The organism is Streptomyces flavovariabilis, assembly GCF_000725785.1.
Taxonomy (GTDB): domain Bacteria; phylum Actinomycetota; class Actinomycetes; order Streptomycetales; family Streptomycetaceae; genus Streptomyces; species Streptomyces hawaiiensis.
On the sequence record NZ_JNXD01000005.1, the window covers coordinates 234,950 to 257,149 of the forward strand.

The 22,200-nt window shown below is 70.4% G+C and carries 17 protein-coding genes; 7 read left to right on the forward strand and 10 right to left on the reverse strand.

From position 1 onward, the window contains the following. The first annotated feature begins 33 nt into the window (after positions 1–33). Entirely contained in the window at positions 34–2,490 is a 2,457-nt protein-coding gene (locus IO24_RS0111780) for a DNA gyrase/topoisomerase IV subunit A (RefSeq protein WP_031134762.1), read from the forward strand. Here the strand turns inward: IO24_RS0111780 and IO24_RS0111785 are convergent. Then, positions 2,487–3,701 carry a CobW family GTP-binding protein gene (locus IO24_RS0111785; RefSeq protein ID WP_031134764.1) on the reverse strand — a complete coding sequence of 405 codons (1,215 nt, stop codon included), beginning with the start codon at positions 3,699–3,701 and terminating at the stop codon, positions 2,487–2,489. The genes IO24_RS0111780 and IO24_RS0111785 overlap by 4 nt on opposite strands. Positions 3,702–4,496: 795 nt before the next feature. Here IO24_RS0111785 and IO24_RS45145 point away from each other — a divergent pair. Next, the gene (locus IO24_RS45145; protein ID WP_157851249.1) at positions 4,497–4,658 is read left to right on the forward strand and encodes a hypothetical protein; all 162 of its coding nucleotides are present in this window, start codon (positions 4,497–4,499) and stop codon (positions 4,656–4,658) included. 80 nt (positions 4,659–4,738) lie between these two features. Here the strand turns inward: IO24_RS45145 and IO24_RS0111795 are convergent, their stop codons facing one another. Beyond that, positions 4,739–5,899 (reverse strand): citrate synthase, encoded by a 1,161-nt coding sequence (locus IO24_RS0111795; protein WP_031134766.1) that lies wholly within the window; start codon positions 5,897–5,899, stop codon positions 4,739–4,741. Between the two features lie 110 nt (positions 5,900–6,009). On the opposite strand from IO24_RS0111795, the gene IO24_RS0111800 reads away from it, so the two are divergent. The 4 genes from IO24_RS0111800 (at position 6,010) to IO24_RS0111815 (ending at position 10,808) form a co-directional block, all read left to right on the forward strand. Beyond that, complete coding sequence (locus IO24_RS0111800; protein ID WP_031134768.1) at positions 6,010–7,269, forward strand: citrate synthase; 1,260 nt, start codon at positions 6,010–6,012, stop codon at positions 7,267–7,269. 53 nt (positions 7,270–7,322) lie between these two features. Further along, positions 7,323–8,267, forward strand: a complete 945-nt coding sequence (locus IO24_RS0111805) for a sucrase ferredoxin (RefSeq protein ID WP_031134770.1) — start codon at positions 7,323–7,325, stop codon at positions 8,265–8,267. Positions 8,268–8,454: 187 nt separating this feature from the next. Then, positions 8,455–10,131 (forward strand): sensor histidine kinase, encoded by a 1,677-nt coding sequence (locus IO24_RS0111810; RefSeq protein WP_031134772.1) that lies wholly within the window; start codon positions 8,455–8,457, stop codon positions 10,129–10,131. Beyond that, positions 10,128–10,808, forward strand: a complete 681-nt coding sequence (locus IO24_RS0111815; protein WP_031134773.1) for a response regulator — start codon at positions 10,128–10,130, stop codon at positions 10,806–10,808. The genes IO24_RS0111810 and IO24_RS0111815 overlap by 4 nt, the downstream gene beginning before the upstream one ends. Before the next feature lie 65 nt (positions 10,809–10,873). On the opposite strand, the gene IO24_RS0111820 is transcribed toward IO24_RS0111815, so the two are convergent. From IO24_RS0111820 to IO24_RS0111845, 5 genes are all read right to left on the reverse strand, one after another. Then, on the reverse strand, positions 10,874–12,466 hold the full coding sequence (locus tag IO24_RS0111820; RefSeq protein ID WP_031134774.1) for a solute symporter family protein: 1,593 nt from the start codon (positions 12,464–12,466) through the stop codon (positions 10,874–10,876). Beyond that, positions 12,463–13,023 (reverse strand): DUF485 domain-containing protein, encoded by a 561-nt coding sequence (locus IO24_RS0111825; protein WP_031134776.1) that lies wholly within the window; start codon positions 13,021–13,023, stop codon positions 12,463–12,465. Before IO24_RS0111825 ends, IO24_RS0111820 begins: the two co-directional genes overlap by 4 nt. A gap of 68 nt (positions 13,024–13,091) precedes the next feature. Beyond that, positions 13,092–13,775, reverse strand: coding sequence for a response regulator transcription factor (locus tag IO24_RS0111830; RefSeq protein WP_031134779.1), 684 nt, complete (start codon positions 13,773–13,775; stop codon positions 13,092–13,094). Then, positions 13,772–14,923 (reverse strand): sensor histidine kinase, encoded by a 1,152-nt coding sequence (locus tag IO24_RS0111835; RefSeq protein WP_031134781.1) that lies wholly within the window; start codon positions 14,921–14,923, stop codon positions 13,772–13,774. The genes IO24_RS0111830 and IO24_RS0111835 overlap by 4 nt, the downstream gene beginning before the upstream one ends. A gap of 392 nt (positions 14,924–15,315) precedes the next feature. After that, positions 15,316–17,439, reverse strand: coding sequence for a DNA gyrase/topoisomerase IV subunit B (locus tag IO24_RS0111845; RefSeq protein ID WP_031134783.1), 2,124 nt, complete (start codon positions 17,437–17,439; stop codon positions 15,316–15,318). Between the two features lie 442 nt (positions 17,440–17,881). Between IO24_RS0111845 and IO24_RS0111850 the strand changes: the two genes are divergently transcribed. Next, a complete protein-coding gene (locus tag IO24_RS0111850) occupies positions 17,882–18,112 on the forward strand; it encodes a DUF7455 domain-containing protein (protein WP_031134785.1) in 231 nt (76 codons plus the stop codon). 119 nt (positions 18,113–18,231) lie between these two features. Here IO24_RS0111850 and IO24_RS0111855 read toward each other — a convergent pair whose 3' ends face one another. From IO24_RS0111855 to IO24_RS0111865, 3 genes are all read right to left on the reverse strand, one after another. Beyond that, positions 18,232–19,077, reverse strand: a complete 846-nt coding sequence (locus tag IO24_RS0111855) for a S1 family peptidase (RefSeq protein WP_031134787.1) — start codon at positions 19,075–19,077, stop codon at positions 18,232–18,234. Positions 19,078–19,213: 136 nt separating this feature from the next. Continuing rightward, complete coding sequence (locus tag IO24_RS0111860; protein ID WP_031134788.1) at positions 19,214–20,755, reverse strand: RNA polymerase sigma factor; 1,542 nt, start codon at positions 20,753–20,755, stop codon at positions 19,214–19,216. A 425-nt stretch (positions 20,756–21,180) separates the two neighbouring features. Further along, the gene (locus IO24_RS0111865) at positions 21,181–22,068 is read right to left on the reverse strand and encodes a FadR/GntR family transcriptional regulator (protein ID WP_078899177.1); all 888 of its coding nucleotides are present in this window, start codon (positions 22,066–22,068) and stop codon (positions 21,181–21,183) included. Positions 22,069–22,200: the final 132 nt, after the last annotated feature.

Here is a 22,200-nt window from a genome sequence, read left to right on the forward strand (position 1 = left end):
GCGAGCGACCAGTAACAGGAGGAGCCGGCAGCGATGGCCCGCCGCAGCACGAAGACCCCGCCGCCCGACGACTCGTACGAGGAGCGGATCCTCGACATCGACGTCGTCGACGAGATGCAGGGCTCCTTCCTCGAGTACGCGTACTCGGTCATCTACTCCCGCGCCCTGCCGGACGCACGCGACGGCCTCAAGCCGGTGCACCGCCGCATCGTCTACCAGATGAGCGAGATGGGCCTGCGCCCCGAGCGCGGATACGTCAAGTGCGCCCGTGTCGTCGGCGAGGTGATGGGCAAGCTGCACCCGCACGGCGACGCGTCGATCTACGACGCCCTCGTGCGCATGGCCCAGCCCTTCTCGATGCGGGTCCCCCTGGTCGACGGCCACGGCAACTTCGGCTCGCTCGGCAACGACGACCCGCCGGCAGCCATGCGGTACACCGAGTGCCGGATGGCCGAGGCGACGAGCCTGATGACGGAGTCGATCGACGAGGACACCGTCGACTTCAATCCCAACTACGACGGCCAGGAGCAGGAGCCGGTGGCCCTGCCGGCCGCCTTCCCGAACCTCCTGGTCAACGGCGCCTCGGGCATCGCCGTCGGCATGGCCACGAACATGGCGCCGCACAACCTGCGCGAGGTCATCGCCGCCGCCCGCCACCTGATCCGGTACCCGAACGCGGATCTCGACGCCCTGATGAAGCACGTCCCCGGCCCCGACCTGCCGACCGGCGGCCGCATCGTCGGCCTGTCCGGCATCCGGGACGCGTACGAGACGGGCCGCGGCACGTTCAAGATCCGGGCGACGGTGTCGGTGGAGCCCGTGACGGCCCGCCGCAAGGGTCTCGTCGTCACGGAGCTGCCCTTCACGGTCGGCCCCGAGAAGGTCATCGCCAAGATCAAGGACCTGGTCGGTTCGAAGAAGATCCAGGGCATCGCCGACGTCAAGGACCTCACCGACCGCGCGCACGGCCTGCGCCTGGTCATCGAGATCAAGAACGGCTTCGTGCCGGAGGCGGTCCTGGAGCAGCTGTACAAGCTGACGCCGATGGAGGAGTCCTTCGGCATCAACAACGTGGCCCTGGTCGACGGCCAGCCGCTCACACTGGGCCTGAAGGAGCTCCTGGAGGTCTACCTCGACCACCGGTTCAACGTCGTACGGCGGCGCTCGGAGTTCCGCCGCGGCAAGAAGCGCGACCGGCTGCACCTGGTCGAGGGCCTGCTGACGGCTCTGCTGGACATCGACGAGGTCATCCGTCTGATCCGCTCCAGTGAGAACTCCGCGCAGGCCAAGCAGCGCCTGATGGAGCAGTTCTCGCTGAGCGAGGTGCAGACGCAGTACATCCTTGACACGCCGCTGCGCCGTCTGACCAAGTTCGACCGCATCGAGCTGGAGTCCGAGAAGGACCGGCTCAACGCGGAGATCGAGGAACTGACGCGGATCCTCGACTCGGACACGGAGCTGCGCAAGCTGGTCTCCTCCGAACTGGCCACGGTCGCCAAGAAGTTCGGCACCGACCGGCGTACGGTCCTGCTGGAGTCGGGCGGTGCCCCGGTCGCGGCCGTGCCGCTCCAGGTGGCCGACGACCCGTGCCGGGTGCTGCTGTCCTCGACGGGTCTGCTGGCCCGCACGGCCGGCAACGAGCCGTTCGCGGAGGACGCCGGTGCCAAGCGCGTGAAGCACGACGTGATCGTCTCGGCGGTGCCGGCCACCGCACGCGGCGAGGTGGGCGCGGTCACCTCCGCGGGCAGGCTGCTGCGGCTGAACGTGATCGACCTGCCCCAGCTCCCGGAGACGCCGGCGGCGCCGAACCTCGCGGGGGGCGCCCCGCTGGCGGAATTCGTCTCCCTGGAGGACGACGAGACGGTGGTCTGCCTGGCCACGCTCGACGAGTCGTCGCCGGGCCTGGCGCTCGGTACGGCACAGGGCATCGTCAAGCGCGTGGTGCCGGACTATCCGGCCAACAAGGAAGAGCTCGAGGTGATCACCCTCAAGGAGGGCGACCGGATCGTCGGCGCGGTCGAGCTGCGCACCGGTGAGGAGGACCTGGTCTTCGTCACCGACGACGCGCAGCTGCTGCGCTTCCAGGCGTCCCAGGTCCGCCCGCAGGGCCGCCCGGCCGGCGGTGTGGCCGGCATCAAGCTCACCGAGGGCGCGAAGGTCATCTCCTTCACCGCGGTGGACCCGGCCGTGGACGCCGTCGTCTTCACCGTCGCGGGCTCGCGGGGCACGCTGGACGACTCCGTCCAGACCACGGCCAAGCTGACCCCGTTCGACCAGTACCCGCGCAAGGGCCGCGCCACCGGTGGTGTCCGCTGCCAGCGGTTCCTGAAGGGCGAGGACTGCCTGTCCCTGGCCTGGGCGGGCCCCGTTCCCGCCCTGGCGGCCCAGAAGAACGGCACCCCGGCCGACCTTCCGGAGATCGATCCCCGCCGCGACGGCTCGGGGGTGTCCCTGGCGAAGACGGTGGCGGTGGTGGCCGGGCCGGTCTAGGCCGGGTCCACGAGGTCCTCCTCGGGGTCGCGTACGTACCGCAGGACGCCCCACATGCCGTGCTCGTCGGCGTGTGGGGCCTCGCTCCTGCACTCCTCCAGCTCCTTGTCCAGGGCGGAGGCGTCGATCCCGGAACCGATGAGGACCAGCTGGGTGAGGCGCTCGTCGCCGCCCGGCCAGGGCTCCGGGTAGAAGCGCAGGAACCGTCCGACGGCATGGACAACGTAACGGTTGCGGACGTCGTACGGCCCGAAGTCGACGTAGCCCTTGATGCGGTACAGCCCCTCGGGCCGGCTGTCGAGAAACGTCATCAGCCGGCGCGGGTCGAGGGGTTCCCGGGAGACGAACGACAGGCTGTCGTACGCGGCGTGCAGGTGGCCGGCGTGGCCGTCCGCGCCGTGCTGGTGCGGCTGGCCGTCGTGCGGGTCGTGGCCGTGGCCTCGTGGGCCGCCTTCGTGCGGGTCGTCTTCGTGCGGGTGGTCTGCATGCAGGTCGTCCGTGTGCAGGTCGTCCGTGTGCAGGTCGTCTGCGTGCAAGTCGTCCGAGTGCAAGTCGTCTGCGTGCAGGTCGTCGAAGGAGAGCTGCCCGATGCGCTCCTCGCTGGGCCGGCAGTCGAAGAGGAACTCGGGGTCGATCCGGCCGTAGGTGGCCGGGACGACGGCAGCGCGATCGACGAGGGACCGGACCAGCCGGAGGACACGTTCGCCGTCCTCCGCCCGGTCGAGCTTGTTGACCACGACGAGGTCGGCCAGCGCGAGATGCCGGTCGATCTCGGGGTGCCTGGCCCGGGTGTCGTCGAACTCGGCGGCGTCGACGACCTCGACGAGCCCTCCGCAGACGACCCCGGGATGCTCGCTGGCGAGCAGCATCCGCACGAGTTCCTGCGGCTCGGCGAGACCGCTGGCCTCGATGACGATGACGTCGATGCCGAGGGAGGGCTCCGCAAGCCGCTCCAGGTACTGGTCCAGTTCGCTCGCGTCGACGGCACAGCACAGACAGCCGTTGCCGAGGGAGACCGTCGAATCGCCGAGCGCTCCCGCCACGGCCATCGCGTCGATCTCGATCGCCCCGAAGTCGTTGACGATCGCGCCGATACGGCTGCCGCCGCTGCGGTGCAGCAGGTGATTGAGCAGGGTGGTCTTTCCCGAGCCGAGGAATCCGGCCAGGACGACAACCGGGATCTGCTGCGGTTTCGGGCTCGGCTGGCTCACCGTGCGACCTCTCTCGCGCCGACGCGTGCACCGGCTCGCGTTCCCGGCACACGTGGGGAATGGGGATGCCGCCCCAGGATACGAGCCGTGGGATCCACACCGAAGTGAACGATGGCCGCAGCACTCGCGGAGCAGACGTCGGGCATGGCGCCAGTTGTGCGACCCTCACTTCCCTCCGTGCGCCTCCTCTCCGCCTCGCCGCCGGTCAGAACCGCTCGGCACTCTGGGAGACGGCAAGCGCCGCCCACCGCTCGCCGGTCCCCTCCAGGCGACCCGCACCCCGACGACCGGCGGACGGCCACTGGCAGCGCCCCCAGGAAGCAGCGCCAGTTCCTCTTCGCCAACGCCCTCTGAATCAGCGCCCTGTGCTGCTACCGCATGGGCACCTGACGAGTGTGGCGTTCTTCGGCTTCGTCCGGAACGTGCTGCGGAGCGACGAGGCCGGGCTCGGGCGCCTGGGCAGGCATCTCACGTGCGGCTGGAGGACACGGACACGGCCGAGTGGGGGGCGGTCGGGGACCCGCCGAGCGAGAAGCTCCAGGCCCCGGCCCAGGCTCCGAACGTCGCGGATCCCTTTCCTGAACGCATCACTCGGCTGAGCGGTAACGAACCAATAACCGACGCGTTTCCCCAGGCGCCGACAAGGTTGACTGCCGCGCATCCCGCGGACCGGACCAACCGACCATCGCCGACCGGCGCTCCACGCCGCCCGATTGTCGAGGGCCCCGGCCCCACAGGGCCGCATCGCGCCGCCTCGTACAGAGGTCACAGGAGACCTCGTGGAGGGAACACGAAATGAAGAGCGACCGCACCGAGGAGAAGCATGAGCAGGCCCCGGCCCTGGACATCCGCATCGGCGGATTCCGTATGACGGTCCAACGCATGCCGGTGCGGCTGTTGACGGTCCTGATGACATGCGGCGGATCCGCGTTCACGGCATGGTTCGCATCGAGGTGAACGGCGGGCAGCGTCACGCGAACCACGCCCGGAGGACAGTCGGTTGACAACGCCGGGCCCCCACCCGGCGGTGCTTTGCCTCAGGCGGGCACAGGCGCCGGCGCCTCCGGCCCCACATACCGTGCCACCGGCCTGATGATCTTCGGGTCCTCCGCCTGCTCCAAGATGTTGGCACTCCAGCCCACGGCCCGGGCGGCGGCGAACGTCGGGGTGAACATCTCGCGGGGCAGCCCGCAGAGTTCCATGACCACGCCCGCGTAGTACTCGACGTTGGTGTGGAGTTCCCGGCCCGGCTTCAGCTCCGCCAGGATCTCCTCGATGCGACGTTCGACCTCGACGGCGAAGTCCACTCGCGGACCGCCGAACCCCAGGGCGACCTCTCGCAGCATCCGGGATCGCGGGTCCTCCGTGCGGTAGATCGCGTGCCCGAACCCCATGATGCGCTCACCGGCGAGCACCCGCCGGCGCACCCAGGGGCCGATGCGGTCCGGGGTGCCGATCGCGTCCAGGGTGTCCAGCGCCCGGCTGGGCGCACCCCCGTGCAACGGGCCCGACAGCGCCGCCACCGCTCCGGCCAGGCACGCCGCCACATCCGCGCCCGTCGACGCGATGACCCGGGCAGTGAAGGTTGATGCATTGAATCCGTGATCAATGGTTGAGATCAGGTATTGCTCGATGGCTCGGGCGTGCGGCTCGGCCGGCACCGAACCGGTCAACATGTACAGGTAGTTCGCCGCGTAGGCCAGATCCTCGCGCGGCTCCACCGGTTCGAGTCCCCGGCCAAGCCGGTGCAGGGCGGTGAGCAGCGTGGGTACGGCCGCGGCCGCCTCGATCGTGTCCTGCCGGCGCCGGTCGGCGTCGATGTCGTACACGGGACGGAACCCCCTGGCCGCGCCCAGGAGCGACAGCGCGGTGCGCATCCCGGCGAGCGGCCCTGAACGCCCGCCGGCCGCAGCGATGGCCGGCAGCGCCGCTCGCACCTCGCCGGGCAACCGCCGCAGCGCGGCGGTCTCGGCGGCGAAGGCCGCGCTCTGCTCGGCATCCGGCAGCTCTCCGCGCACGAGCAGATGCCAGACGTCCTCGAAGCCGCGGGTCCGGGCGAGGTCGACGGCCGAGTACTGCCGGTAGTGGTAGAAGCCCTCCAGACCGCGGACGTCACCGATGCGGGTGTCGGTGACGACGACACCGGCGAGCCCCCGGGGCGCTTCGACGAGAGTGACTGCTGACCTGTTCACGGACATGACTTCCTCCCTGGACTTGATTCGACTGTCCATGATTGATTTAAGTCGTGTCAATATTGATTGAATCAACATGACAGTCAATGGTCCGCTAGATGGATACGGTGACCCCCATGCGCGATCAAGAACCCGTTCCCCTGGACGCGGAACGGCGGCTGAGCACCAAGGAAGCCGCCGAACTGCTCGGCGTGAAGCCGGAGACCGTGTACGCGTACGTGAGCCGGGGCCAGCTGAGCAGCCGGCGGGTGAGCGGCGGCCGGGGAAGCACCTTCGACGCCGGGGAGGTGGAGGCCCTCGCCCGGCGCAACAGGCGGGAGGGCTCGGGCGGTTCCGGCTCCGGCGGCGAGCTGTCCGTCCGCACCCGCATCACGCTCATCGAGAGCGACCGCTACTTCTTCCGCGGTGTCGACGCGGTGGACCTGGCCGCAGGCCACACCTACGAGGAGGTCGCCGAGTGGCTGTGGACGGGCCGGATGCTCCCGGGCAGCACGTTCACCGCGCCCGCCGCTTCCGTCGCCGTCGCCCGCCGTGCCGTCGACGCACTGCCCGAACACGCCGCCCCGACCGACCTGTTGCGGGTCGCGACGATCGCCGCCGCTACCGCCGACCCGCTGCGGTTCGACCTGTCCGAGGACGCCGTGCTCGGCACCGCGCGCACCCTCATCCCCACCCTCGTGGCCGCTCTGCCTCCGGCAGGCCACCAGCGCCGCGACGAGGGCCCCCTGGCCCACCGCCTGTGGTCCCGGCTGTCGGTGCACAAGGACCCCGACGAGGCGTCCCTGCGCGCCCTGGACGCCGCCCTCGCCCTCCTCGTCGACCACGACCTGGCCGCCTCCACCCTCGCGGTGCGCGTCGCCGCGTCGGCCCGTGCCCACGCCTACGCGGCGGTCTCCGCCGGGCTGGGCGTGATCGAGGGCCCGCTGCACGGCGCGGCCAGTGGGCTCGCCCACCGGCTGCTGCAGGACGTGCTCGACCAGGGCGACGCGGCACCCGTGATCGCGGACGAACTGCGCGCCGGCCGCCGCATCCCGGGCCTGGGACACCGGCTCTACCCCGGCGAGGACCCACGCGCGCGTGCCCTGTTCGCGCTCCTGGAGCAGATCCCGCGCGCGGAGCCCGCTCTCCTCGCGGCCCGCGACATCGTGGAGACCACTGCCCGCCACGCCCCCCTGCACGCCAACGTGGACCTGGCCCTGGCCGTGCTCACCGCTTCCTGCGGCATGGCACCGACCGCGGGCGAGACGATCTTCGCCGTGGCCCGCACGGCGGGGTGGATCGCCCACGCGCTGGAGGAGTACGGCGAACGCCCGCTGCGGATGCGCCCGAGCGGTCTCTACACAGGTCCGAAGCCTCCGCAGCCACTGCCGGAGTAGCGCAGGACGGGGCCGAAAGTCGCCGCGACCGAAGTCAGGTTAGGCTCACCTCTGTGAGTACGTGCTCAAGCGTCTCCCGGAACTTCGACGAGCCCGTTTCGGGAACCGCGGCCACCGCGAGGACCTGGCTGTTGCTGGAACAGCCCGGTCCGTGGGGCGCCAAGGCGCTCACTTCGAGCCACCTGGACCCCGCCCTGGGGCGTGCCCTGGAGGCTGCCGCGAAGGACACGGGCGTCCGCATCGCGCTCATCCGCCGCCCCGGGCGCCACGCGGACCGCCGCATGCCCGCAGCACGCCGGGTGTACGCGGCGCACGTCGTCCCGGGAAACGTGTGGCTGCACAGCGCCTCGACCTCGGCCCCCGGGCAACTGCTCGATCTCGACTTCGCCGCTCTCGGCCGGGGCGACCACCGCACGTTCGACGCGCTGCTCGGTGGCCGGCCTCACAACGGTGACCCGCTCGCCCTCGTCTGCACCAACGGCAAGCGTGACCGCTGCTGCGCGCTCCTGGGCCGGCCCCTCGCGGCCGAGCTGGCGACGTCCGGGGTGGAAGGCGTCTGGGAGGTCACCCATCTGGGTGGTCACCGCTTCTCCCCCACGGTGCTCGTACTGCCGTACGGGTACGCGTACGGCCGGGCCGAGGCTCACTCCCTCAAGGAGGTCCTGCACGGCGCCCGGGAGGGGCGGATCGTCGTGGAGGGGTGCCGGGGCAGCTCGGCCTGGGAACGGCCGGGCCAGGCCGCCGAGCTCGCCGTGCGCACCAGGACCGGCGAATACGACGCCCAGGCGCTGAGTGTCGTCCGGACGTCCGGTGCGGCCCCGCGCTGGGAGGTGACCGTCGCCCACATCGACGGACGCCGCTGGCAGGTCGACGTGGCCCAGAGCGCGGCCCTGCCGCCCCGACCGGAGAGCTGCGGGGCGTCCGTCCTCGGCTCGCCCGCGCGGATGGACGTGGTGGCGGTGCGCGAGGCGAGGCTGGCGACGGCGCTGGCCGGCTGACCGTCCGGCTCGCCTTCGGACCGCGCCGGCCCGTCCGGCAGGGCCCCCTCGCGTCCACCATGGATGCCGTCCATCAAGCATGGATGCCGCCGCTTCATACAGTGGCACTGCCTCTGCACACATTGATCTGGAGATCCACGCCACACCCGTCTAGGGCAGGTGGCCGGCCCCACGTACGGTCTTGGGTATGAGCCCCACTCCCCCCGCACGCCGCCTGCGCCTCGGCCTGCCCCGGCGGGTGTTCTCGCAGGTCCTGCTGATGCAGGTGGCGATCGCCGCGGGAGTCGCGGTGCTCGCGACCGGATTGTTCCTCGCGCCCCTCAGCAACCAGCTGGACGACCAGGCGATGCGGCGCGCGCTCGCGATCGCGCAGACGACCGCGCAGCAGCCCGGGCTCGCGGCCGAGGTGAGGGACACGCCTCCCTCGCCGAACGGCCCGGTGCAGAAGGAGGCGGAGCGGATCCGGAAGGTCACCAAGGCCGAGTACGTCGTGGTGATGGACTGGCGGGGCGTGCGCTGGTCGCACACGGACCCCAAGCAGATCGGCGGCATCGTCTCGACCGACCCCGGACAGGCTTTGGCCGGCAGGGAGGTCATGGAGATCGACAGCGGCACACTGGGCCGCTCCGCCCGGGGCAAGGTGCCGCTGCGCGACAGCGACGGCACCGTCGTCGGGGCCGTCTCGGTCGGCATCGCCTACGACAGCGTCCGTGCCCGCCTGATCCACGCGATCCCGGGGCTGCTCGCGTACGCCGGCGGTGCCCTGGCCGTGGGCGCGCTGGCCGCGTGGGTCACCTCCCGACGGGTTCAGCGGCAGACCAGGGACCTGGCCTTCTCGGACATCGCGGCGCTTCTGTCGGAACGCGAGGCGATGCTGCACGGCATCCGGGAGGGCGTCGTCGCCCTGGACCGCACCGGCCGCATCCGCCTCGTGAACGACGAGGCGCAGCGCTTGCTGGGCCTGGGGGAAACGATGGTGGGCCGTACGCCCGACGAGGCGCTCGGCGCGGGCCGTACGGCCGATGTGCTGGCCGGACGCGTCACCGGCACGGATCTGCTCACCGTGCGCGGGCAGCGGGTGCTGGTCGCCAACCGCATGCCCACAGACGACGGCGGCGCCGTGGCCACCCTGCGCGACCGCACCGAGCTGGAGCAGCTGGGCCGCGAACTGGACTCCACCCACGGCCTGATCGACGCCCTGCGCGCCCAGGACCACGAGCACGCCAACCGGATGCACACGCTTCTGGGGCTGCTCGAACTGGAGATGTACGACGACGCCGTCGAGTTCGTCGGCGAGGTGGTCGGCGACCACCGGGCCACCGCGGAACAGGTCACCGAGCGGATCGAGGACCCGCTGATCGCCGCCCTCCTGGTCGGCAAGGCGACCGTCGCGGCCGAGCGGGGCGTCGCCCTGTGGGTGTCGGACCGGACCCGGCTCCCCGACCGGCTGGTCGACCCGCAGGGGCTCGTCACCGTCGTGGGGAACCTGGTCGACAACGCCCTCGACGCCGTCGCCGGCAAGCCGCACGCGCGCGTGGAGGTCGAACTGCGCACCGAGGGGCGTACGGCGATGCTCAGGGTGTGCGACACCGGGCCGGGGATCCCGCCGGAGCACCGGGAGTTGATCTTCACCACGGGATGGTCTACGAAGAAGCCGCCGGCTCACCGCGAGCGGGGTATCGGACTCTCCCTGGTGCGCAGGCTGGCGGAGCGGCAGGGTGGCAGCGCGACCGTCGGCGAGGCGCACGGCGGGGGCGCGGAGTTCACCGTCGTCCTGCCCGAGGCGCTGGCCGAGCCGGGGCCCGAACCGGCCGTATCGACCGTGCCGTCAGCTCCGCAGACCGCCGAGGAGGAGTCGAGATGATCGAGGTCCTGGTCGTGGACGACGACATGAGGGTCGCGCGGGTCAACGCCGCCTACGTCGAGAAGGTGCCGGGCTTCCATGTGGCCGGGGAGGCCCACAGCGCCGCGGAGGCGCTGCACCGGCTGGAGACGCTGCCCCGGCTGGACCTCGTGCTGCTGGACCACTACCTCCCTGACGCGACGGGGCTCGCGGTCGTCCAGGAGATGCGGCGGCGCGGTGACCAGACCGACGTGATCATGGTGACGGCGGCCCGGGACGTCTCCACCGTGCAGGCGGCGATGCGGCACGGCGCACTGCAGTACCTGGTCAAGCCGTTCGCCTTCGCCGGCCTGCGCGCCAAGCTGGAGGCCTACGCGGAGCTGCGCCGCACCCTGGACGGTGGTGGAGAGGCGGAACAGGCCGAGGTGGACCGCATCTTCGGGGCCCTGTCGGCGCCGTCCGAGCCCGACCTGCCCAAAGGGCACTCCCCCACCACCGCGGAGCTGGTCCGCCAGTCTCTGATGCACGCGGACGGGCCCCTGTCCGCCCAGGAGATCGCCGAGCGCACCGGGGTGAGCCGCCAGACCGCCCAGCGCTACCTGAAGCTCTTGGAGCGCACGGGACGGGCCAGACTGACCCTCAAGTACGGCGACGCGGGCCGCCCGGAACACCGTTACGTGTGGGCGACCCGCGGCTAGGACGTCCGCCTGTCGGCCTGTCTACGAACTCGGTGATGATTCCCACGCCAACGAGGGCAGCAGCCCTACGCCGCTCCCGCCCCGGTCAGCGACCGCACCTCGGTCTCCGCGTGCTTGGCCTCGTCAGGGACCTCCGTCGAGGTGACCGTGCCCAGCCAGCCCGCGAGGAAGCCCAGGGGAATCGAGACCAGACCCGGGTTCTGCAGTGGGAAACACTGGAGGTCGATGCCCGGGAACAGCGAGTCCGGGCTGCCCGAGACCACCGGTGACAGCACCACGAGCACCACGGCCGGGACCAGACCGCCGTAGACGGCCCACACGGCGCCCCGAGTGGTGAAGCCGCGCCAGAACAGGGAGTAGAGCAGCACCGGCAGGTTTGCCGACGCGGCGACGGCGAAGGCCAGGCCCACCAGGAACGCCACGTTGAGGTCCCGCGCCAGCAGACCGAGGGCGATCGCCACCACGCCGACGCCGACGGCCGCGACACGGGCCACCGCCACCTCGCTGCGCGGCTTCCCGTCCCGGCGCCGCAGAGACGCGTACAGGTCGTGGGCCACGGACGCCGAGGACGCGAGCGTGATGCCGGCGACCACGGCGAGGATCGTGGCGAAGGCGACCGCGGCGACGATCGCGAAAAGGACCGTGCCGCCGGTGGATCCCGCCCCACCGCCCAGATCGAGCGCCAGCAGCGGGACCGCCGTGTTCCCCGCCGCGTTCGACCCGCGCACCGCGTCGGGGCCCAGGACAGCGGCCGCACCGAATCCGAGCACGATCGTCATGAGGTAGAAGCCGCCGATGAGCCCGACGGCCCAGACGACCGAACGGCGGGCGGCGCGCGCGGTCGGCACGGTGTAGAAGCGGGACAGGATGTGCGGCAGCCCCGCCGTACCCAGCACCAGAGCCAGCCCCAGACTGATGAAGTCGAAACGAGCGGTCCAGTCCCCGCCGTACTTCAGCCCCGGCGCCAGAAACGCTGCCCCGTGCCCGCTGCGCTCGGCCGCCGTGAGCAGCAACCGGTTCAGGTCGCCGTGAAATCGCATCAGGACGAGCGCCGTCAGCGCGATCGTGCCGCCGAGCAGCAGAACGGCCTTGACGATCTGGATCCACGTGGTCGCCCGCATCCCACCCAACGACACATAGATCACCATGAGCGCGCCCACGCCGATGACGGTCCAGGCTCGCGCGGCGTCGCTCGTGCCCCCGAGCAGCAGCGCCACCAGGCTGCCCGCGCCGACCATCTGTGCCACCAGGTACAGAACGGACACCGTGACCGAGGAGGTTCCCGCCGCGATCCGTACCGGCCGTTCCCTCATCCGGGCCGCCACGACGTCGGCGAGCGTGAACCGGCCGCAGTTGCGGACCAGTTCGGCCACCAGGAACAGCACCACCAGCCACGCCACGAGGAACCCGACGACATACAGCAGCCCGTCGTATCCGAACAGCGCGATGAGTCCGGTGACGCCCAGGAAGGACGCTGCCGACATGTAGTCACCCGCGATGGCAAAACCATTCTCCATGGGTGAGAAGAGCCGCCCGCCCGCGTAGAACTCCTCCGCCGAGCCACGCCGGTTGCGGCTGACCCATGTGGTGATCCCCAGCGTGACCGCGACGAACGCGCTGAAGAGCAGCAGCGCCAGCGTCTGGTGTTCCCCCGTCACGACGTACCACCGCTCACGCCACGTGTCAGTTCCTGTGTGTCCCACCGCAGTTCGAGCGCGGCTCGGTCCCTGCGCAGCCGCGCGTGCCGTGCGTACGCCCAGGTGAGCAGGAACGTGGACAGGAACTGCCCGAGCCCCGCCACCATCGCGACGTTCACCGCTCCCGCCACGGGCCGCGCCATCAGCTCCGGCACGGTCGTGGCAGCCACGACGTACCCCACGTACCAGGCGAAGAACGCGGCGAACGCCGGCACCACGAACCTCCGGTATCGCCGCCGCACCTCCTGAAAGGCCGCACTGCGCTGCACTTCCAGGTACACGTCGGCCGCCGCGGCCCCCGTCCCGTCCCCCGTCCGTGCCGACGGAACCATCGGTTGAGCCTGAGCCCCGTCGGCGTCCGACTCGCCCCAGCCGGAGGCCAGGGCGTCGTACCAGGGATCGTCGTACCTGAGCTGTCCGGCCTCCTCGGCCGGGACCGGGTCATGACCGTCGAGAGGCTCGACCCGATTCTCCTGGCCGGCCCCGCCGCCACGGGGACGGCCCTTGCTTGGCTGCATGCCCAAGGATGGACAGAACGGGAAGATCCCCGACTCTTCTTCCCTCCGCTCTTCACCCCATCAGGTGACTAACCCGCTGGTGGCCGCACGAGTCCCTTGCCGTAGGCGTAACGCACCGCCTGCGCACGGTCCTTGAGCCCGGTCTTGGTGAAGAGGTTGTTGATGTGCGTCTTCACGGTCGCGGTGGAGACATGCAGCCGCCGGGCGATCTCCGGGTTGCTGAGCCCCTCGGCGATCAGGAGCAGTACCTCCGTCTCCCGGGCGGTGAGTCCGTCCGGTGGCCCGGAGGGCGCGGCCGGTCTGGGCTCGGCCTCCGCCAGGCGCTCCAGCAGCCGCCTCTGAATGCCCGGTGAGAGGCCCGCGTCACCCGACAGCACGCTGTGCACGGCCCGCACGATCTCGTCCCCGTCCGCGTCCTTGGTCAGATAACCGCGCGCACCAGCAGCCAGCGCCGGGAACAGCGACTCGTCGTCCGCGAACGTCGTGAGCACCACGACCTGCGTCCCGGGGTGCTCCGCGCGGATCCGGCGGGTCGCCTCCACTCCGTCGCAGCGGGGCATGCGCAGGTCCATCAGCACCACGTCCGGAGCGAGTCCGGCGACGAGCGCCACCGCCTCCTCCCCGTCTGCCGCGGCGCCGACGACCTCGATCCCGGGCAGCAGACCGAGCAGCATCACGATGCCCTCCCGCACCACGGTCTGGTCGTCCGCGACGACCACTCGGGCGGGCTTCCGCTCGGGATCCTGCGTCATACCGGCACCTTCAACGTCACCACGAACCCCTCCCCGCCCGGCCCGGCCTCGAGGGAACCGCCCAGCAGCTCGGCACGCTCCCGCATGCCCAGCAGACCGTACCCGGCGCCCGTCCCGGTCAGTTCGCCCGGCGAGCCGCCCGAGTCCCGTACATCCAGGGTCACTTCGTCCGGACGGTAGTCGAGCATGACGCGGACTTTGGCGCCCGGTGCATGCTTGCGGACGTTCGTCAGAGCCTCCTGAGCCGCTCTGCGCACGGCCTGGGAAGCCTCAGTGGGCAGCGCCCTCCGTTCACCCGTGATGGTGACCTCGGCGCCCCCTACCGTGCCCACCAGCCCGCTCAGGAAATCCTCCAGCGGAGTCAGCTCCCCGCGCAAGGCGGAGAGCGCCTGCCGGGTCTCGGCGAGGCCGCCCCGCGCCATCTCCCGCGCCGCCACCACGCGCTCGTGGACCTGTTCCCGTTCCCCTCCCCGCTCGATCAGCAGCCGGGCCGCCTCCAGGTGCACGAGCTGCGCCGAGAGGCTGTGGGCCAGTACGTCGTGGATCTCGCGCGCTATGCGGGCCCGCTCGGCCAGCGCCGCCGTCTCCGCTTCGGCCGCGCGCGCGGCCCGCTCCTGGGCGAGCAGCCGCTGGGCGCTGCCACGGGCCTCGGCGTCGAGGCGCAGGGTGTATCCGGCGAGGCCGACGCCGACTCCGTTGACGACGGTCGTCAGCAGGTCGGCGTCGATGACGGACCCGTACGAACCGAAGGCCACACCTGCTGCGATGAAGGCGGCCGTCGGGGGCAGCCGCTCCAGTGCCGCGACAGCGCACCCGCACCACATCACCAGGGCGGCCAGCGAGAACCCCGACACATGTGCCGCGACGGCGATGCCCTGAAGCAGCGCGAAAGACGCCAGCGACGGCCACAGCCGGTGCTGGAGCGTGGTGCGGAAGAACTCTCTGGCGAGCAGCGCGGCGAGAAGCACGCCCGCGACACCGGCCGCCGTCTTCCAGCCGAGCCCTTGACTGTCGACCAAGGCGCCCCACAGCAGCAGGCCGAGGACCAGGCCCCGTACCGACCAGGCCAGCACGCACCGGGAGGTCGAGAGTCCCTCGCGGCTGAGCGCTTCCCGCGAGGGCCAGCGTGTCCAGGCGTTCTCCTTCACACGCGCTCCCTCCCCACGGGCCGGGTCGTGCCGTCACCGTACGCCCCGCTCAGCGGCACGCCAGGGCACAGGGATTGTCCGCGCCGGGCCAGGATGCAGGACCGGACGAGCAGGGTGGCGGCGAGCCCCATCACAGCCTCCGTCAGCGAGAAAGGGAGATGCCGGCAGCGACTGCCGCCGACGCCTTCGACGCTACGGAATGCGCCAGGTCATGGAATCGGAGCCTGGGTGGATCGTGGGTGGATTCCCCGCCGTGCGTCTCTCCACCCGGGGGTGGAGAGACGCACGGCACGGCCGGGACGGCAGCCCGGCGCCATGTATTGCGGACCGCTGCGGCACCGAGCGGGTCGCGAAACCCACCCGGCCGTAGTCGGCAGCAGTCGGCGCAGCGGCTACGCGTCGATCCGCGACCGGTCCAGCGTCGCCGCCGAGTTGGAGATGAATTCCTTGCGCGGCGCCACGTCGTTGCCCATCAGCAGGTCGAAGACCTGCTCGGCGGCCTCCAGGTCGGAGAGGTTGATCCGGCGCAGAGTGCGGTGGCGCGGGTCCATCGTCGTCTCGGCCAGCTGGTCTGCGTCCATCTCGCCGAGGCCCTTGTAGCGCTGGATCGAGTCCTTGTAGCGGATGCCCTTGCTCTGGAACTCCATGAGCGTGTCGCGCAGTTCGCGGTCCGAGTACGTGTAGACGTACTTGTCCTGCCCCTTCTTCGGCTGGACGATCTCGATGCGGTGCAGCGGCGGCACCGCCGCGAAGACCCGGCCGGCCTCGACCATGGGCCGCATGTAGCGGTGGAACAGCGTCAGCAGCAGGGTGCGGATGTGCGAACCGTCGACATCGGCGTCGGTCATCATGATGATCTTGCCGTAGCGGGCGGTGTCGATGTCGAAGGTCCGGCCCGAGCCGGCTCCTATGACCTGGATGATCGCGCCGCACTCGGCGTTCTTCAGCATGTCCGTCACAGAGGACTTCTGAACGTTGAGGATCTTGCCGCGGATCGGCAGCAGCGCCTGGAACTCGGAGTTCCGGGCGAGCTTCGCCGTGCCGAGCGCGGAGTCGCCCTCGACGATGAACAACTCGCTGCGGTCGACGTCGTCGCTGCGGCAGTCGGCCAGCTTGGCGGGCAGCGAGGAGGACTCCAGGGCCGTCTTGCGGCGCTGCGCGTCCTTGTGCTGCCGGGCGGCGATGCGCGTACGCGCTGCGGCGACTGCCTTCTCCAGCACGACACGGGCCTGCTGGGCGGCGTCCCGCTTCGTGGACGTCAGGAACGCCTTGAGTTCCTTCGTGACCACGTTGTTCACGATGCGGCGGGCCGCCGAGGTCCCGAGGACCTCCTTGGTCTGGCCTTCGAACTGGGGCTCGGCGAGGCGCACGGTGACGACCGCGGTCAGGCCCTCCAGGGCGTCGTCCTTGACGATGTCGTCCTCGGCGACGCGCAGGAGCTTCTTGGTGCGCAGCACCTCGTTCATCGTCTTGGCGACGGCCTGCTCGAAGCCGGCGACGTGGGTGCCGCCCTTGGGCGTGGCGATGATGTTGACGTACGACCGAAGTGTCGTGTCGTAACCCGTCCCCCAGCGCAGTGCGACGTCGACGCCGAGCTCGCGGGTAACTTCGGTGGGTGTCATCTGGCCGTGGTCGTCCAGGACGGGGACGGTCTCCTTGAAGATGCCCTGTCCGGAGAAGCGGAGGACGTCGCAGATCGGCTTGTCGTTCGCCAGGTACTCGCAGAACTCGCTGATTCCGCCATCGAAGCGGAAGGACTCCTCGCCCTTGCTGCCGCCCTCGCCCAGCCCGTACTCGTCGCGCACGACGATGGTCAGGCCGGGCACCAGGAACGCCGTCTGGCGGGCACGCTGGTGCAGGTGTTCCAGGGAGAGCTTGGCGTCCTTGAGGAAGATCTGGCGGTCGGCCCAGTACCGCACGCGCGTGCCGGTGCGGGTCTTCGGGATCTTCTTGGCCTTGCGCAGGCCGCTCTTGGCCTCGAACTTGGCCTCCGCGCCGTTCCCGGCGAAGGCGCCGGGGACACCACGTCGGAAGCTGATCGCGTGGGTGTGGCCCCCGCGGTCCACCTCGACGTCCAGTCGGGCGGACAGGGCGTTCACCACGGAGGCGCCCACGCCGTGCAGGCCGCCGGAGGCGGCGTATGAGCCGCCGCCGAACTTGCCGCCGGCGTGCAGCTTGGTCATGACGACCTCGACACCGGAGAGGCCGGTCTTGGGCTCGACGTCGATCGGGATGCCCCGGCCGTTGTCCCGGACCTCGACCGAGCCGTCGTCCTGGAGGATCACCTCGATGTGGTCGCAGTACCCGCCCAGGGCCTCGTCGACGGAGTTGTCGATGATCTCCCAGACGCAGTGCATCAAGCCACGGCTGTCGGTCGACCCGATGTACATACCCGGGCGCTTGCGCACGGCCTCGAGCCCCTCGAGGACGAGCAGGTGCCGCGCGGTGTAGTTGGACCCGTCCCGGTCTGCTCCTGCCAGCAGAGCTGTGGACGGCACGGACGTCTCGGCGGTCACGCGGTTCGCTCCTCGCTGAATTTCAGATGGGGCCCTCATGGGTAAGGGCGCGGCTTCGGTCACCGGTGAGAGGGTACAGAGGCCTGGTAGAGCCGTTGTAACGCCACCCTCGTCGGAAACTCACACTAGTCCAGACTCGCATGCGTGTTCGATGCCTCGATGGAGTGAAGTACACATCACGTTCCCTTCCAGGCATGAACCATTTAGGCTCCGGGCACGTCCTCATGAACAACCGGCAACCCAGCCGGGAGGACCGACCACCGATACAACGCGAAGCCCCGTAAGACACATAGACACGCAATACGGCACATTCGCCGCCAACCGGCAGCAGACAGCCGCCTCGCAAAGATTCTTTCGAGGAAAAGCCACGAGCGGGAACGTTTTGGGGCTGGTTGGATGTTGACCCTGGTACGACAGCTCGTCGAGCTAGAGAAGAGGCGACGTGACTACTGTTCTGACCCCTGCGAGCCAGTTGACGGCCGCTGATCGCTGCGACCGCTGCGGCGCCCAGGCGTACCTGCGCGTCGTCCTGCTCAGCGGCGGAGAGCTGCTCTTCTGCGCCCACCACGGGCGCAAGTTCGAGCCGGAACTCAAGAAGATCGCCGCTGAGATACAGGACGAGACGGAGCGGCTCACGTCCGTTCCCGAGAACGCCTCCGAAGAAGAGCGCTGACACCTCGCGTCCGACGACGAGCCAGCCCGGCACAGGCCGGTGGACGGGCGGCTGCCTCTCCCACAGAGGCAGCCGCCCGTCTTCGTGCCACAACCCCGCGCAGGCTCTTCCAGGCCGCCTCACACGCCTTCTGGCGCCCGTGTCCAGCCGAGCGTCCGCATGATGTCGGACACCCGCACGTACACCCCGGGGTTACCGGCCCGGCCACAGCCGATCCCCCAGGACACAATCCCGATCAACCGCCCCTGGGCCACCAGCGGCCCCCCGCTGTCGCCCTGGCAGGCGTCCCGGCCTCCCTCGGCCTCCCCCGCGCACAGCATGCTCGTGGCGTCGTAGGTGCCGTCCGAGCCGCCCGCATACGCCTCCTCGCACAGCGCGTCGGGGAGCACACGCACGCGCGCCGCCCGCAGGCTGTCCGGGTAATCACCCACACCCGAGGTGTCGCCCCATCCGTACACCGTCGCGGTCCCACCCGCCGCATACGCGGGGTCACCATCGGCCGCCATGGTGATGATCGAGTCGCCCTGGAGCGGTTCGGCCAGTGTGAGCAAGGCGAAGTCCCCGGCATTGCTCACACCGTCGTAGGCCGGGTTCACCCACGTGCGGCGCACGGCGACCTCCTGGCCACCGTGGCCCGAGGGCAGGTCCGTGCGCCCGGCTATGACCTTGAGGTCCCGTACGCGCTCCGACGGCACGCCCAGGACGCCCTCGTCCAGACAGTGGGCCGCGGTGAGCACGGTGGTGCGGCCGACCGCCACACCGCCGCAGAACTGCCCCGCGCGCGTACCTCCGAACCGGTCACGACTGGACAGGGCCACCGTCCACGGGCTCTGGGACGCCTCGACGGGAAAGCCTCCTATGACCACACTGTCGGCGGCCGAAGGGGCACTGGAGCCCATTGACAGGGCGGGTACCGCTGCGGCCAGGACCAGCGGCAGGACCCAAGCTCGGGCCAGTCGACGCATACTCACTCCTCACTCCGTGGTGTCCGTGGGACACCCAGAGTGATCCACCGGGTGACACCCCGCACCCGCGACGAGGCAGCACCGCGAAGGCCCGGTCCCCCTCGGGGGCCGGGCCTTTCGTGTCGTACGACCTCGCTCAGTCGAGGTAGTCGCGCAGCACCTGCGAACGGGACGGGTGGCGCAGCTTCGACATGGTCTTGGACTCGATCTGGCGGATCCGCTCACGCGTGACGCCGTAGACCTTGCCGATCTCGTCGAGGGTCTTGGGCTGACCGTCGGTGAGGCCGAAGCGCATCGAGACGACGCCCGCCTCGCGCTCGGACAAGGTGTCCAGGACGGAGTGCAGCTGCTCCTGCAGGAGGGTGAAGCTGACCGCGTCGGCCGGGACGACTGCCTCGGAGTCCTCGATGAGGTCACCGAACTCGCTGTCGCCGTCCTCGCCCAGCGGGGTGTGCAGCGAGATGGGCTCGCGACCGTACTTCTGGACCTCGATGACCTTCTCGGGGGTCATGTCGAGTTCCTTGGCCAGTTCCTCCGGGGTGGGCTCGCGGCCCAGGTCCTGGAGCATCTGACGCTGCACGCGCGCGAGCTTGTTGATGACCTCGACCATGTGCACCGGGATACGGATGGTGCGGGCCTGGTCGGCCATGGCGCGAGTGATCGCCTGACGGATCCACCAGGTGGCGTACGTGGAGAACTTGTAGCCCTTGGTGTAGTCGAACTTCTCGACCGCGCGGATCAGACCGAGGTTGCCCTCCTGGATGAGGTCCAGGAACAGCATGCCGCGGCCGGTGTAGCGCTTGGCCAGGGAGACCACCAGACGGAGGTTGGCCTCCAGGAGGTGGTTCTTGGCGCGGCGGCCGTCCTCGGCGATGATCTCCAGCTCGCGCTTCAGCTTGGGCGCCAGCTTGTCGGCGTTGGCCAGCTTGTCCTCGGCGAACAGTCCCGCCTCGATGCGCTTGGCGAGCTCGACCTCCTGCTCGGCGTTGAGCAGGGGGACCTTGCCGATCTGCTTGAGGTAGTCCTTGACCGGGTCGGCGGTGGCACCGGCGGCGGCGACCTGCTGCGCGGGCGCGTCGTCCTCGTCCTCGTCGGAGAGCACGAAGCCGGCGTTCTCGGCGGGAGCCTCGGGCTCCTCGCCCGCCTTGCCGGGGGCTGCCTCCTCGAGCACCTCCTCCTCGAGGATCTCGGCGTCGTCCTTCTTGGCGCTGGCCTTCTTGGCCGCCGTCTTCTTGGCGACGGTCTTCTTCGCGGCCGCCTTCTTGGCGGTCGTCTTCTTGGCAGCCGCCTTCTTGGCGGGCGCCTCCTCCTCGACGTCGGGCTCGGCGGCGGGCGCCTCCGGCGTGGCGGTGGCGGTGGCCTTCCGGGTGGTCACCGCCTTGGCCGCGACCGTCTTGGTGGCGGTGCGCTTGGCGGGACTCTTCGCTGCGACGCTCTTTCGGGTGCGCTTGGGCTCTGCGGCACTGACCATCAGCGTCACACCCTCTTCCTCGAGGATCTGGTTGAGGCTGCGCAGTACGTTCTTCCACTGAGTGGCCGGAATCTGGTCAGCTTCGAAGGCCCGACGCACGTCATCGCCGGCGATCTGCCCCTCAGCCTTTCCCCGCTCAATGAGCGCCATGACAGAGACGGACTCGGCGATCTCCGGCGGGAGCGTACGGGATGTGCTGGCCGACACGAACAACCTCTCGGAACGTTGGAAAACGGCTTCCGGCCCCGTCCACAGTGGACAGGAGCCGACCGCCGGCTTGGGGATGGGCCGACGGCGCGGGCGGGGGCCGGGAGGATGCACAGCGCCGTGAACGGCGTCCGTATTCCCTCCGCGGCTGTCACCTCTTAGGTCATCGCGCTCATCCCGCGAGCGTTACGCCCAATCTGCGTGGCCCGAGTCACACCCCGTAAGCGAACGAAAACGGTCAGACGCGGACAGAAGAGGTCACATGCGGTGGCGACTCGGCCGCACTGCCGAGCCCCGACCCCTTCGCGCCGTCGGACCCCGCAGGATCACAGGATCCCACGGGGTCCGACGGGAGGCGGATCACCGATCAGGTACTGCCACAGGAGGGGGGTGGCACACCCGGCCGCGCCGCCCGCGGAACTCGGTCAGTGCTCGCGCGGGGCGGGCACGACCCGTTCCACCTCGGGATGGACCGTGAGAAGTTGCCGCATGGCCGCCTCGGCCGCCGCCCCGTCACCGGTTGCGAGGGCGTCACAGATGCGGCCGTGGTGCGCCAGGGACGCCTCGTTCGGCCGGTCACAGCCCGTGACCGGACCGCCCGAGACCTGGAGAGCCGCGGACACAATCCCGGAGAGGTGCTCCAGCATGCGGTTGCCCGCGACCTGGATGAGCAGCGAGTGGAACTCCGAGTCGGCGCGGGAGAAGGTGAGCGCATCACCCTGGGCCATCGCGTGGCCCATGATCTCGACCATGTCCGTGAGGCGCTGCTGGACGTCCTCGCGCCCGTGCCCGGCCGCGAGGCGGGCGGCGAGCGGCTCCATCGTCCACCGCAGCTCGCTCAGCTCACGGCGCTGGTCGTCGCGCTGTGGCCCGAAGGCCCGCCACTCGATGATGTCCGGGTCGAGGAGGTTCCAGTCGCTGACGGGGCGTACGCGTGTACCGACGTTCGGACGGGCGCTCACCAGGCCCTTGGCCTCCAGGACTCGGAGGGACTCGCGGACGACGGTGCGGGAGACCTCGAAGCGCTGGCCGATCTCCTCGGGCACCAGCGGGCGGTCGGCGCCCAGGTCGCCGGAGACGATCATCTGACCCAGTTGCTGAACGAGCTGGCCGTGCAGCCCGCGGCCGCGGCTGCCCGCGGCGCGTCGGCCCATACGGCCCAGCTCGGGGTCCCCGCCGTCCCAGGCAGGGACCCCGACGCGGTCGACGGCGGGCGCCTCGGCGTACGGGTAGCGGTTGAGTTCGCCCGGGCTCGCGAGGCCGGAGTCAGCGGAGCGGGCGGCGGTCATCATGGTGTGCGCAAGGGTACTCACGCATCCTTTGTCGGCGTCGTCTCCAACTCCCTTGAGGTCTTTGGTGAAAAGCACACGAAAGGGTGATCGCTCACCCCGTCGCAATTGACGCCTTATCGGAAAGAAATGGGCGTTCTGCGGGGAGTTGTGCGC